This is a genomic window from Sphingomonas trueperi (genome assembly GCF_040545665.1).
Lineage (GTDB): Bacteria > Pseudomonadota > Alphaproteobacteria > Sphingomonadales > Sphingomonadaceae > Sphingomonas > Sphingomonas trueperi_B.
Genome location: NZ_JBEPMH010000011.1, coordinates 40,748 through 54,007, shown reverse-complemented (window position 1 = coordinate 54,007; position 13,260 = coordinate 40,748). Strand labels below are relative to the sequence as shown.

11 protein-coding genes and 1 pseudogene are annotated in these 13,260 nt (G+C 61.2%); 9 read left to right on the top strand and 3 right to left on the bottom strand.

Annotation, left to right across the window (positions count from 1 at the left end):
• The first annotated feature begins 346 nt into the window (after positions 1–346).
• Together ABIC65_RS22135 and ABIC65_RS22130 are read left to right on the top strand one after the other, a co-directional pair.
• The gene (locus ABIC65_RS22135) at positions 347–928 is read left to right on the top strand and encodes a PEPxxWA-CTERM sorting domain-containing protein (RefSeq protein ID WP_354311677.1); all 582 of its coding nucleotides are present in this window, start codon (positions 347–349) and stop codon (positions 926–928) included.
• Positions 929–1,037: 109 nt separating this feature from the next.
• Complete coding sequence (locus ABIC65_RS22130) at positions 1,038–1,259, top strand: hypothetical protein (protein WP_354311676.1); 222 nt, start codon at positions 1,038–1,040, stop codon at positions 1,257–1,259.
• A gap of 37 nt (positions 1,260–1,296) precedes the next feature.
• Here ABIC65_RS22130 and ABIC65_RS22125 read toward each other — a convergent pair whose 3' ends face one another.
• Positions 1,297–1,608, bottom strand: coding sequence for an ArsR/SmtB family transcription factor (locus tag ABIC65_RS22125; protein WP_354311675.1), 312 nt, complete (start codon positions 1,606–1,608; stop codon positions 1,297–1,299).
• A 798-nt stretch (positions 1,609–2,406) separates the two neighbouring features.
• Here ABIC65_RS22125 and ABIC65_RS22120 point away from each other — a divergent pair.
• From ABIC65_RS22120 to ABIC65_RS22100, 5 genes and pseudogenes are all read left to right on the top strand, one after another.
• Positions 2,407–2,805, top strand: coding sequence for a hypothetical protein (locus ABIC65_RS22120; protein ID WP_354311674.1), 399 nt, complete (start codon positions 2,407–2,409; stop codon positions 2,803–2,805).
• A gap of 397 nt (positions 2,806–3,202) precedes the next feature.
• Positions 3,203–3,517, top strand: coding sequence for a hypothetical protein (locus ABIC65_RS22115; RefSeq protein WP_354311673.1), 315 nt, complete (start codon positions 3,203–3,205; stop codon positions 3,515–3,517).
• A 340-nt stretch (positions 3,518–3,857) separates the two neighbouring features.
• Positions 3,858–4,679 carry a sulfurtransferase/chromate resistance protein gene (locus ABIC65_RS22110; RefSeq protein ID WP_354311672.1) on the top strand — a complete coding sequence of 274 codons (822 nt, stop codon included), beginning with the start codon at positions 3,858–3,860 and terminating at the stop codon, positions 4,677–4,679.
• An 11-nt stretch (positions 4,680–4,690) separates the two neighbouring features.
• Positions 4,691–6,078: pseudogene (gene chrA / locus ABIC65_RS22105) on the top strand (chromate efflux transporter).
• On the top strand, positions 6,075–6,767 hold the full coding sequence (locus ABIC65_RS22100; protein WP_354311670.1) for a superoxide dismutase: 693 nt from the start codon (positions 6,075–6,077) through the stop codon (positions 6,765–6,767). The pseudogene chrA and the gene ABIC65_RS22100 overlap by 4 nt, the downstream one beginning before the upstream one ends.
• A 680-nt stretch (positions 6,768–7,447) precedes the next feature.
• Here ABIC65_RS22100 and ABIC65_RS22095 read toward each other — a convergent pair.
• The gene (locus ABIC65_RS22095; protein WP_354311707.1) at positions 7,448–7,630 is read right to left on the bottom strand and encodes a PEP-CTERM sorting domain-containing protein; all 183 of its coding nucleotides are present in this window, start codon (positions 7,628–7,630) and stop codon (positions 7,448–7,450) included.
• A gap of 1,502 nt (positions 7,631–9,132) precedes the next feature.
• Here ABIC65_RS22095 and ABIC65_RS22090 point away from each other — a divergent pair.
• Positions 9,133–9,714: a GAF domain-containing protein gene (locus tag ABIC65_RS22090; protein ID WP_354311669.1), complete on the top strand. Its 582-nt coding sequence runs from the start codon at positions 9,133–9,135 to the stop codon at positions 9,712–9,714.
• Positions 9,707–11,542: a sensor domain-containing diguanylate cyclase gene (locus tag ABIC65_RS22085; protein WP_354311668.1), complete on the top strand. Its 1,836-nt coding sequence runs from the start codon at positions 9,707–9,709 to the stop codon at positions 11,540–11,542. Before ABIC65_RS22090 ends, ABIC65_RS22085 begins: the two co-directional genes overlap by 8 nt.
• Before the next feature lie 621 nt (positions 11,543–12,163).
• Here ABIC65_RS22085 and ABIC65_RS22080 read toward each other — a convergent pair.
• A complete protein-coding gene (locus tag ABIC65_RS22080) occupies positions 12,164–13,195 on the bottom strand; it encodes a GGDEF domain-containing protein (RefSeq protein WP_354311667.1) in 1,032 nt (343 codons plus the stop codon).
• Positions 13,196–13,260 lie beyond the last annotated feature (65 nt).

The following is a 13,260-nucleotide window of genomic DNA, read 5'->3' as shown; positions in this document are numbered from 1 at the left end:
GAGGGTTGCCGCCCCCAATCGAGGGAACGAATCACTTCGATTTTAGGGCCCGATTGCGCACGGGAGGGGACGGCAGCAACTAGATAAGGTTGGAACTGGCGGGTGTCCACAGGAGTTGACAACCTTCGCACAAAAAAATCCTAAAATCGCAAACGTTTGACCATCATAACCTTCGCATGACTGAAGATTCCCCAAGAAAAAAAAATTCAAAGGAATCTAAGGCGGATAGCGAAAGTGGGACAGCTGCATCTCGCAACTGCAACAATTTGCGTTTGACAAGTCGTGGACTTCTAGAGAGTGCTCAACTGCCGGCATTAACCGGTTTTTAACCAAAGTAGGGGAATGTATGCGCACTCGTGTTCTCGCGTTGCTCGCGGCCACTACGGCAGCGATCGTAGCTCCCGCCACCGCGTCGGCGGCCACCACCATCAACGGCAGCTTTGCTGGCGCGCTCTTCGGCGTGACTAGCAGCACGGCGACGATCGGCGCCGGCAGCACGTTCTCGTCCGTCATCGGTGCCGTCTCCAACACGAGCGGTGAACTGTCGCCCGTGCCGCTCTTTACGTTTTTCAACCTCTCGCCCGTGACGGCGACCGCGGGCTCGGTCCTGTCGTTCTCGAGCGCCTTCGGTTCTTACACCGGCAAGGTGATCTCGGTCGCGACGGACACCAACGTCGTGAACCTCTATGCCCTCGGGACCTTCACCCCGACCGGCTCGCTCAGCGGCTATGCTGCTGGTGCGTCGTCGCTCACCTTCGCCTTTACCCAGACCGGTGGCGCAAACGCCGCTGTTTCTGGTGGCTTCACCTTCGCGTCGCCCCCGTCGGGCGTGCCCGAGCCGGCAGCTTGGGGCATGCTGATCGCAGGTGCTGGCATGGCTGGTGCAGCTGTGCGTCGCCGTCGCAGCGTGAAGGTCACGTACGCCTAAGGCGCAATCTGCGTGATTTGAAAGAGGGCGGCCCTGCTTTCGGGGTCGCCCTTTTTAATTTGGTGCGTCGTTTGAAGCTTTGCGGGATCGTTCGGGCTGAAGGCAGCGCATGACCGACTATCGAACTGCAACCCTAACGGACATCACTGCCCGGCTGGCACAGCTTGAGGCCCTGGCTCGTGATGTGGAGGATCCGGAGCTGGCGGATTGGGTTCGTAAGTTGTCGAGCTTGATGCGTGAGACCCAGGCCCTGGCCAGTGAGGTGCTGCGCGCCGCTGATGATCACCGCGGCCGCTGTCCAAATCGGCCACATATCCCCTCTTTGGGCTAACAGTCCTGGAATCGAGGCGCGGGGTGGCAATCTCGCCCTACTCTACCGCCCCTACCTCTGTTTTCATCGTCACCTCTCGAACGGCAGTAAGTAGCTGTCGGGCATCTTCGTTCACCAACGAATAGTAGATTCTCTGCCCCTCGCGGCGGGTCGAGACGAGGCCCGCAGCCTTGAGGATGCCCAGCTGCTGCGAAGCGGCCGTCTCTTGGATGTTGATTGCCTTAGCGACATCGCCAACTGACTTCTCGCCTTCGTAAAGCTCCCAGAGAAGCAAGATTCTCGTGCGGCCTGCTAATACCTTCAGAAAATCGGAATCACGCGCGGCGAGCTGGTGTAGGTGCTTCGTCATCGTGAGAAGAGTATGGATCTTGCACATAGCAGGCAAGCTATTGAACGTTCAAACCTTTTATGCCGCGCTTCGCAACTGCTCATTATGAGAGCGATACCAGCCACCGCTCAGCACGCAGTCTACGCTAGGCCGTCTACGACACGAAGCGCCCGAGGAGAGTACTTCGCTCCCACCACGGAGCTGTAGGTCACATCATGCACCGCGTTGCCGGTGCCCTCTAAGCGGACAGTGAGCGGGGCGCGGTGCACTCGCACCACTGAGACCGGCTCATTCCGGCCCTGGAGGTACACTGAGACGGTAGATCCATCTCCAAGGGCTAGCTCGACGTTTTTGATGATCTCCTGACCAGCTGCGCCGTCATCTGCGCTCATTGCGAAGTCTCCTCGGGTCCACAATGGACATGGTGCCGACGAATGCGAGCTAAACCAAAATGATGCAACGCAGCAACTCGTGGCGCGGCAATATGTTGGTTAATTGTGTTGAACCATTTCCGCATGCGCCTGTTCCTCAGCGTCTCATTGCGAGTTGTGATTTCTTACATGTCAAGCGCACTTCGCTGCGACGACCCGAATGCCGGCGCACTCTGCCAGGGCCTCCAATGCCGCTGACAGCCGAGCCCAGTCATCCGCCGTATGATTCCTTGCGAGTAGTCGGTCGAGCCAACGCGGTCCGCAGCCGGGATTGTCATACGGGTTTTTCTGGATGCTTATGAGACACGCACGCTTGCGAAACGACTTAGCTCCCCCGCAGCTTGTTGTTTAAGTGAAAGGGCGCATCCGCGCTCAACTTGGGGGCTATATGATTCAACTACTCGTTTGCGGCCTGCGGGCCGCCACCGGCATTGCTGCGTCCGCTCAAGATCTCGCGGCCACTCCGACCGCCAGCTCTGCTCGGTTGATGCCGATGAACACGCTCCTGGCCACCACCCCTGTCGAAGAAATCAGCTCGAAGAAGATCGACACAGGTAGCAAGGTGCGGTTCGTCACCATCGGTGACGTCTCCGAAAATGTCGGGCTGCAGCGCCGCACAGGCCGGCGTTTATCCATGGAGCTCGCGAAGCGCGTCGAGATAGGCCGGTCCGGCGACGCCCTTCCACTCCGCCTCGATCTCTTCGACCCGCACCTCGTGCAGCCCGCTATCCCGCAGGGCATGCTCCATGCGCAGGGGATCGGACGGGTCATCGAAGCGCCACGATAGACGGGTTCAGGCGGCCTCAAGCCGACTTCGCACCGCGCCGGGCAGTGAGCGTTCAAAGGCCGCTCCTGGATGCCGGCGGACGACGATAAGCGAGGAGCGCAACCGCGGCCCCCTTCCCCTTCGGCGGACCAAACGATTGCGAAACAGAGCCTCGCCATGTCCGCTTCTGGGAAGTTCTCAAGCGCCTCCCAACGGCTGAAAGTGGGCGCCGAGTGGCCCCTCCTGCCCTCCCGCCGCTTCGACCGCTCCCGCCCCAGTTGCGGTCATTCGCATTGGCCGCCACAAGAGCGGCATGAGGGTTGCAAATTGGACGCTGCTTGGGCTTTGCCTCTGTGCATCGACTGCTGGGTGTGATGCCTATTTGCGCCTAGAGATCCTCAACGCTACCGACGAAAACATGAACGTCGTTGTTGAGGGGCGTGACGCGCGGGTGGAGCCTGGCCTCAGCTATTCGGGTCAATATCCCGCTAGCGGATCAACCATCACAATTCGCATGGCAAAATGTTCACGGGATTACGTGACACCCAATCTTGATCAGTCGCCCTGGAAGTATTTAATTGGGCGGTCGGTCAAATTGAGAGCAGCTTCATCTGGCGAACTTATTGCCTATCCACCGACGCCTGACGTTGAAATCAAAGGCAATCCCCTGCGAGCGATGCAGGATGGCGCGGTAATCCTTCACCCTGTGCGGTCCGCTTGCCGCGCATCGTGAGCGCCAGCCCTATGTCCGCTTCCCACCCACTTCCAGCCGCCGACCGCAAGGATTGAGGGCCCGCCGTTTGCGTCCGCTTTCAGGAAGGCCGATCGGCCCCCTGAATGCCCGACTTTGGGCGCCGACCTGCCCCCACCTGCTCTCCCGCCGCTTCGACCGCTCCCCCCAATCTCGGTCGTTGATTGATAGCAAGATTTTGCCCGAAAGCAGACGAAGGTCGACAATGACCCTTTGACAGTCAGCTACGCGAAGTGCTTATAAGCAGCATGGGGATGGCGGTCTCCCCACGAGGCGTCAGCCGAAGCATCGCGTCCTAAACGTGGTTACCCAAGGACGCATTATGCCCTCGTTAAATCATATCGCCCCAGATAAGCTGGCGCGCCTCATCGGTACGCCCACATCGCCTGTCATTATCGATGTCCGCGCGGCGGATGAAACCTCATTGATCCCAAGTTCGCTCCGCCTCCGGCCCAAAGCTGTCGAGAGCTGGTCAGCGACCGTGGCTGGCACCGCAGTAGTTGTCGATGAAGACGGCGTTTCTGCGGCGCAAGCAACCGCCGCATGGCTGCGCACCGAAGGCGTCGCCGCGGACGTGCTGGAAGGGGGGCTGAGCGCATGGCGGACGGCTGGGCTGCCGCTCATCAATAGTACGAAGCTGCCACGCCGCGACGGCCAAGGCCGCACGGTCTGGGTGACCCGGTCGCGGCCCAAGGTCGATCGCATCGCCTGCCCGTGGCTGATCCGTCGCTTCGTCGATCCGCAGGCGCGCTTCCTGTTCGCCCCCGCATCCGACGTGCTGACTGTTGCCCGCGAGATCGACGCCACACCCTTCGACGTCGCGCATGACGACGTGTTCTGGAGCCACCGCGGCGAGCACTGCACCTTCGACCTCATGGTCGAGGAGTTTGCCCTGAGCGCTTTCGCCGGGCTCAAGTATCTCTCCTTGATCGTGCGTGGTGCCGATACGGGCAAGCCGGATCTTGTGCCAGAAGCGGCGGGCCTGCTTGCCTTCTCGCTTGGTCTCTCGCGCATGCATGGGGATGACCTCGATCAGCTCGAGGCCGGCATGCCGTTCTATGATGCGCTTTACCGCTGGTGTCGTGACGCCCGCAGCGAGACGCACGGTTGGACGTCCCACACGCCCAAGGAGGCACGGTCGTGAGCGCCGCGGCTATGGACAGCGCCCCCGCCGTGACTCGCCCGAGCCCGGTGACGCTTGCCGAGGCATTTTGGGTTTGGCTGCGTATCGCCATGCTGTCGTTCGGCGGTCCCGCCGGACAGATCGCGGTCATGCATCGCATCCTCGTAGATGAGAAGCGCTGGATCGGCGAGCAGCGGTTTCTGCACGCGCTTAACTATTGCATGCTTCTGCCCGGACCGGAGGCGCAGCAGCTCGCCACCTATATCGGCTGGCTAATGCACAAGACGAAGGCGGCATCGTCGCCGGCGTTCTGTTCGTCCTGCCCGGCGCCGTCGCGATCATGGCGCTCAGCTGGATCTACGTCCTTTACGGCAAGGTCGGTATCGTCTCCGCGATTTTCTTCGGCCTCAAGGCAGCTGTTCTCGCGGTCGTGCTCCAGGCGGTCGTCCGGATCGGCAGCCGGGCCCTCAAGTCCAACGCTTCGCGCGTACTGGCCGCCGCCGCCTTCGTGCTCATCTTCTTCATGGGGGTGCCGTTCCCGATTATCGTGCTCGGCGCCGGCGTGATCGGTTGGCTTGCCAGCCGGGCCGGCTCGGCTGCCTTTGCCGGAGGTGGCGGACATGGCGCATCGAAAGGCGCCCATGTCGCGGACGCCGACACATTGCTCGGTGAAGAGCTGCCGGCGCACGCCAGCCCGACCTGGCGCGAAACCCTGCGGACGGCCATTATCTGGCTGACCCTTTGGCTCGTTCCGGTGGCGGTGCTGCTGATCGCGCTCGGACCCGACAATGTGTTCAGCCGGATCGCCACCTTCTTCTCGACCATGGCGACGGTGACGTTTGGCGGCGCCTATGCAGTGCTCGCCTATGTCGCTCAAGAGGCGGTCGAAAGCTATGGCTGGCTGCAACCGCGCGAGATGCTGGATGGGCTCGGCATGGCCGAGACGACGCCCGGCCCGCTGATCATGGTGCTGCAGTTCGTCGGCTTCCTCGGCGCCTATCGCGATGCGGGAGGCATCGATCCGTTGATTGCGGCGACACTCGGTGGCTTGCTCGCCACCTGGGTCACCTTCACGCCTTGCTTTCTGTGGATTTTCCTTGGTGCACCGTTCATCGAGCGGCTGCGTGGAAATGCAGCCGTGTCAGGCGCCTTGTCGGCGATCACTGCCGCGGTTGTGGGCGTGGTGCTCAACCTCGCCATCTGGTTCGCGCTGCACACACTGTTTCGGTCGACCCGGCTGATCGCGACCGGGCCTTTCCACTTCGACGTGCCGGTGCTGACCAGCATCGACCCCGCCGCCTTCGTGCTCTCGGTTGGCGCGGCTTACGCCATCTTTCAGATGCGCGCCGGCGTAATCACGACGCTTTTCGCGACCTCGGCTGCGAGCCTAGCGCTCTATCTTCTCGGAGGTATCCAATGACGAATATCGATCGGCGTACTGCGATCAGCGTCGGCGTGGCGGCAGGCGCCGCTGCGCTCGCCATGCCAGCTCTCGCACAGAACACCCCGCCTAAGGCCACGTTCACGCCAAAGGACCTTCCCTTCGATCCCAGGCGCGTGCCGGGCCTGTCCGAGAAGCTGCTCGTCAGCCACCACGACAACAACTATGTCGGGGCGGTGAAACGCCTCGGCGCAATCACCGCCGAGTTCGCCGCGCTCGATCCGGCCGAGGCGTCGGTTTTCACGCTAAATGGCTTGAAGCGCGAGGAGCTGATCGCGTGGAACTCGATGATCCTGCACGAACTCTATTTCGCCGGGTTCGGACGCACTGGTGCGCCGACACCGGCGCTGGGCGCGGAGATCAAGCGTAGTTTCGGCAGCTTCGATCGCTGGGCCGCCGAATTTTCCAGCATGGGCAAGGCGCTTGGCGGCGGCTCCGGCTGGGTACTCCTCACCTGGAGCCACCGTGACGCCCGCCTCGTCAACCAATGGGCAGCCGATCACACCATGACGCTCGCAGACGGCACGCCGCTCCTCGCCCTCGACATGTACGAGCATGCCTATGCGATCGATTATGGCGCCAAGGCGGCGGCCTATGTCGATGCCTATATGAGGGTGATCGACTGGAGCGAGGCAGGGCGGCGTCTCAAGCGAGCGACCGCCGCCTGATGGCATTTTCCAGACTGCAGAAACGGTGCCGGTTCTGCTGGGCACGTTTACTCGCGTGCGCGCCGTCGCCGGCTTGGGCGAAAATCTCGTCCCGATGTCGGGCGCGGTCAGTTTGCAAACGCACCCAGAGCAAACATCGCGTTGCAAGGCGGCTGCTGTCGGGTCCGGACGTTCGCAATAACGCCGCCGAATAGCTTGGTCTGGTCGGGAGGAGCCGCAAGCCGGAGCTGGCTCAACGGCAGCTATGCCTATGTCTTCCCCAAAAAAAAGCAGTCATGTCGGCTTCCCACCAATTTTAGCCGCCGACGGGGCTCGGCTGTACGGCTGCGTCCGCTTTTGGGGAGGTCAATCGCCTCCTTGGATGTCCGACTTTGGGCGCGCAGCAGCCTGGCTTACCCCTGCTCCTTGGCCGGCGGTTTTAACCGCGCGCGCCCTGTCAGCCGTCAGCGGGAGGCGACGGATCCAGACTGTCACCCGCCATGAGCGCAAAAGCCAAATTTACCTCAAGCTAGAAGAGCCCGCCACACGACGTAGCGGGCTCTCCATTGGCCGCGCCAACGGTCAGGGGGTGACCGACACAGCGCTGCGATCCCGAGAGGTTGCGCACTCATCGGAGCCGGAATTTCACAGAATCCGTTCTGACGGCCAATTAGGGACAAGAACTTAGGCCTCGCGGGCTCTTACGCGTGGATTGAGGCAGCGCGTTCAGCAGAGTCGCGAAGACGACGCAGTCGACACCCGAGAAAACCGAAGGCGATCAGCAGCAGCGCCCAGGTACTCGGTTCTGGAACAGGCGAAACCTGCTGCGGCGCTGGACCCGTGGACCCGAGCTGGGGATTAAGGCCAGATGGCTTTCCAAGCATCCCGCCGGCGGTGTCTCCAACGCCAGCCGAGCTTCCGCCACGCACGATAAGACCCACATCCGGGTGAACCACATCGCCGGTCCAACTGCCAGAGCCTGCGGTTCCTTGGCCAGGAGGTAAGCTGCCACCCCCTATCGCGTCGCTCCCGCTTCCGATGGTGCTCCCTCCGCTTCCACCGGTTGTGCTCCCGCCGCCAACGATGGCGTTACCACCACCGCCAGAAATGCCGCCGCCGCCGATGGTACTTCCACCGCCCTTCGCAGGGCCGGCGCCAGTGGAGCCGCCACCGCCGCTATTCGGATTTCCTCCGCCTCCGCCGCCCACGCCAGCGCCGCCACCATTCCCGCCAAACCCACTTCCGCCACTGCCGTGTCCACCACCGATCGATATGAATCCGTCAGTTGCTACTGGCGATGAGCCGTCGGAGCGGCTTTCTGCGTTGCTCATATCCTCAAGAACCTGAGCGGTTGGCAGTGAGGCATCTGCCACTTGTTGTCCGCTGACCAGATCGCCAACGCTCGTCGGCGTATCGGCCGGGAGTTGAGCCGCGGCGGGTAGCGGCACCGCGGCAACGGCGGTGGCTGTTCCTAATTTCTGCGCCACCTCATCGGAGCGACGGAGTTTAGTGCTGATTGCACCCGCCCCTCGTGCTCCAGGAGACCTAGCACCTAGTACTGCGATTGCTGACGATCCTGCAGCACGGCCGGCGGCGACGGCTTCATAAACCGGCACAGTCACACTACCGGACGTGGCGACAAAGAGCACAAGGGTCAGCGCTGATGCTCGCATCAGCAATCGCTGCCGTGGCGATCGCAGAGCTCCTGCACTTGCCGTCGAGATACAAAGCTGCGGCCTACGTCGTGCGGAGATCTGGGAGCGCATCGCCGATTTATCCGAGTGATAAGAAGGCATCCCCTCTGGGCTGCATGACGGGTATCTACGGAACACCAAGCACCGCCGATACAGTGATGTTTCCAAAAGGTGTCCTCGATGTTTCGATTTAAGCCAAGCTACGTGTTTTCACGGGACATCCTCGGCTAGATGCGCAAGAGCGCGTGCGAAGGATGCTGCACAGAGGCACAGTGCCCGCCACGACCTTTCGGTTTCCGACAGCGTCACCCTGGGAAGCAGGTCGGTTATCGGCCCTTGGCTTCTCGGGGGGAACGCTGATCAACTACGGATAAGCGCTTTCCCTGATGGTGGTTCTCCGGGGGTGCTGTCTCTTGCCGGCTTTGCTAGCGCCGTAGATGCCGCTCGTGCGCAGTCCTCCCTCATCCTCCGGGCGGGCGGCATCCCCTACACAGATGCGTCCTGGCCCGCAGGTAAATCGCTGGCGCCGACACCGCTTGGAAACGGTTCGACGTTCCCTTCAGCGGGCAGACCACTGGTGCTGCCGCCGGGCGTTTACGCGACAGGAGCCGTTAACGGTCCGACTAATGCTCCGTGATTTACCGGATGCAGCGGGCGAGAAACCTTCAAAGTGTTTCGTCTAAGTGCAAGTGGTGACAACCAGATTCTTCAGTCCTGCGCCCTATCCCGCCGACGAAGCGCGCCGACAGCATGTGGTGCAGATGTTGGTAGGACAGAATCTATCGACGTTCGAGATCCAGGTAGCTGTCGACCGTGCCGCTGACATTTTCGGCACCCGCTACGCGGCGATGACGATTCTCGACCATGATCGACAGTGGATCGCCGTCAGTAAGGGGCTCAAGGTCAGTGTAATGTCTCGAGCTGCCGCTTTCTGCGGTCATACCATCCTTTCGACTGACCCACTTGTTGTCCAGGATACGACGGCTGATGAGCGCTTCGCGGGCAACCCACTCGTGCTCGGGTCGACGAATATTCAGTTCTACGCGGGTGTTCCGCTCGTGATACTGGGTGCCGCAGTCGGTGCCCTGTGCGTGTTGCACGATAGCGCAATCGACGACGTGCGAACCTCTCAAATCGACGAGCTGAAGACACTGGCTGGGAACCTGGTCCACAACCTGGAAGCCGAGCTCGGCCAAAGCCGCTCGGCTGGCCGGCCTCCCTCGAACGTTTCTCAAATTACGTCGCGCCTCAGCAACGGGAACCAAGATGCTTAGGTCGCTCGCGGGAAAGATCTACGCCGTTGGGATCGTGACCGGTCTATCTCTCACGGCGCTTGCCATCCTGCTCTTCGACTCGTCCTCTGAAATGGAAAACGGGTATCGCTGGGTTCAGCATACCCAGCTCGTTCTTGAGCGGACCTCCCGCCCGGTGGACCTCGTGCGTCGGGCAGAATCAGAACTCCGCGCATCGATTATCAGTGACGACCCGTCATTCTCCGCCGACACCCCCGACCTTCTTCGCCGCGCCGGGGATGATCTTGACGAGTTGGTCCTCATTACGTCTGATAATCCAGGACAGAACGCTCGGGCCAAAATACTGCGAGCAGCTGTTGAGCGGCGGATCCAGTTCATGCACTTCGGTCTCTCTCAGCTACACACAGGCAAGTACGAGACTCTGAGCAGGGCCGAAATGCAGGGTCGAAGCAGGCAGGCGGAGAGTCTCATGGCTGCAGTCGAGGCGCGGAAAGAGGAGATGCTGAAGGCCGAACGGGCCATGCTGTCCACCCGGGGTGCAAGAGCTGAAGCGCTGTTCAGATCGAACCGGCGGACGGTTGCGTTCGGGGTGCCGTTCATCATCCTCCTGATCGCGGTCTCGAAGCTTTTCATGGTGCGGGCGATCCGCAAGCCTACCGCGGCCATGCTGGACGCCATGGACGCCTTCGGTCATGGCGATGCTCACGCGCGTATGGATGATCACAAGATCCGAGCATCTGAGTTTTCGCTAATTGCCAGCGGGTATAATGACATGGCGGACCGCCTCGGCACCGCGATGGAGCAGCAACGCGCAAGCGAGGAGCGTCTCCACTTGGCGAACACCGCTCTGAAGGAGCGATCGACAGCGCTCGAGGAGCGGAGCTGCGTTGTGGAGCGGCTTGACGCAATGTCGCTTCGGCTCCTGGCTTCCCGCTCAGACGCTGAGTTCGCGCAGGTCATTTGCTGCTTCGTCCCGCAGCTGCTGCCCGGCACCGCTGGTGCCGTGTATGCGCACAGCAACAGCCGGAACCAGCTCGTTCAGATTGCTGCCTGGGGGGCAGCGGGAGACCTGCCTGAGTGGTTCGAGCCTGGCCAGTGCTGGGGTCTTCGGCTGGTGAAGCCCCACATCAACGACACGTACGGCACAGAGCTCGCTTGCGGTCACGTGTCATCGGGTACCAAGTCACACTGCGAACCTCTGCTCGCAGGCGGTGAGGTAATCGGCATGATCCACCTGGCGGACTTCCTGCCGGCATCCGAGCGGTTTCGCATGACGATGCTGAGCCGCGAGATCGGGTCGGCACTGGTCAACCACATGCTTCAGAGAGATCTGAGAGAGCAGACCATTCGGGATCCGCTGACTAGCCTCTTCAACCGCCGGTATCTCGACGAGACGCTGACCATGGAAATTGCGCGGGCGGCCAGATCCAAGACGCCTCTGGCGCTCATCATGTGCGACGTGGACCACTTCAAGCGATTCAACGACGAGCATGGGCACGACGCTGGTGACGTCGTACTCCGCGCCGTTGCGGCGGAAATGCAAAAGCACTTCCGCGATGGGGACGTCGTCTGCCGCTATGGTGGAGAGGAGTTCACGATCATCGCACCAGGCGCAACTGCGGAGGCGATAGCAGCGCGCGTCGAAGGCCTGCGATCGGCTGTGGCCAACCTTCGCCCACGCGCCGGCAATATGGAGTTGCCATCCGTAAGCATGTCCTTTGGCATCGCCGGCTACAGCGAAGAAATGGGCCGCGGGTCGGACCTTGTCGAGCTAGCGGACGAAGCGCTCTACAGAGCTAAGCGTCAGGGGCGGAATCGCGCTGTTATTGCTGAGCGACTTGCAGCCTAGCAGCCCTCAGGGGGTTAGTTGATGTTGTGGGCCAGCCCCAGCAACCTGAGGCTGGCCCTGCGACCCGTAGCTCTTCCGCTCGGAACAACTGCCGCTTAGCCGCGAGGATCGAAGTCGGCAGCCTCGGACTTCAACTTATGTGAAGGCGCAGAGGTCCGGAAAGCGTGGATCGCGAGCAACATGCTGTCTCCAGAAGGCCCGCTTATGAGGGCCGGTGTTAGGGGATCTCTGGCTTCCCGGCCCTGCTCTCTCTGCCCCCACGCTTCGACGCTGGCGAACCAGCTGAGAACGCGGGCTCCGGCCTGAGGAACTCCGCTCTCAGGGACCACTCTAAGAGCCACGGATGTCGGCAATGGGCGCGCTGTCGCCCTCCCGCTACCCGCTGCGTCCGGTTGCTGGCGTTCCCGTTCGCGGCCAATCTCGCGTCCCCTTTGGTACCGTGCGCGATGGCTTGCAATGCGGATCAACCGCCCTGACGAGTGTAGAGCAACCGGGTCCAGGGGCGCCGAGACGATAGGTTACCTGCTTCACAAGGGGAAACCAGCCCACTTTCCAGTAAGCAGGCCTATACGGCGCGTGACATCTCCACACGGCGACCATACCTACTGATCCAGCTCAAGGTTAGATCCTGTCATCAAGGCTAAAGCGTACGCAATTTCGACCGGCCTCCTTGGCGTCATACAAAAGATGGTCTGCTCTGCCGATCGCGGTTCTGCAATCATCATCACCGACGACTGTGGTCAGCCCGGCAGAGATTGTGATTTCGCCTAGCGGCAGATCAGAATCAATCATTATATAACGCTTTGCTTGCAAGCTAAGCCTGGCACTGTTCAGCAACACATACGCTTCCTCGAGAGACGTGCCGATGAACAATATCGCGAACTCCTCACCTCCATGGCGAGCAACTAAGTGTGGTGTGCAGGCCTTGGTGAGTGTCTCTCCAACAGCTCGAAGCACCTGATCTCCTACCGCATGTCCGAACCGGTCATTAACGGACTTGAACCTATCTATGTCGCAAACCGCGACCGCACGTGACGTGCGATTTGGCTTCGCTTCTTCGAAAGCCTCTTCGAAAGCCCGACGGTTTGGAAGCTTGGTGAGAGGATCGGTACGCGCGTCTGCGCGCGCTGATTCGAGCTTGCACCGGAGTTGCTGGGCTTCGGTCTCGGCAGCATCAAGCTTTGCTTCTGCAACCTTGACCCGCTCTAGCATGGCTGCCGTTACCCTGAGAACGACCTCTACGGTCGGTGGCGGGGCGTGCTGCGACATCGCCTTCGTGCTTTCTGCCAAATCTCTCCCGAAGTCAGCAGCCTCGGTACGAAGAGTAAAGATCAGGTCCGCGAAGGTTTCGACTTGCATCTGCACTTTGGCAATCGCCTGCGCAGCAACTGACGGACCATCATTGCCAGATGTGGACGTGTTGGTTCCGTCACGCATCAGGGTGAACACGTCTGTCGGAGTGATCCTGACCCCGGTATCCGTGATCAGGTGAACCGCCCTAGCAATTAGCCCTTCCGGCTCAGTGATCAGCTCATAAGCGAGCGCGTAATTTTCCGGTGTCGCCTCAAGACGCTGGTCCGCAAGAAATTCACTGATCTGCGCAATGAGATCCGTCTCAGCAGCCTTCGATTTTCTTGCTCTAAACGGCGCCACGCGATTTGTGCCTCCCGACGCCCACAAGCGCCCTGCCTCGGAGTTTACCGCTGAAACGCTAAATT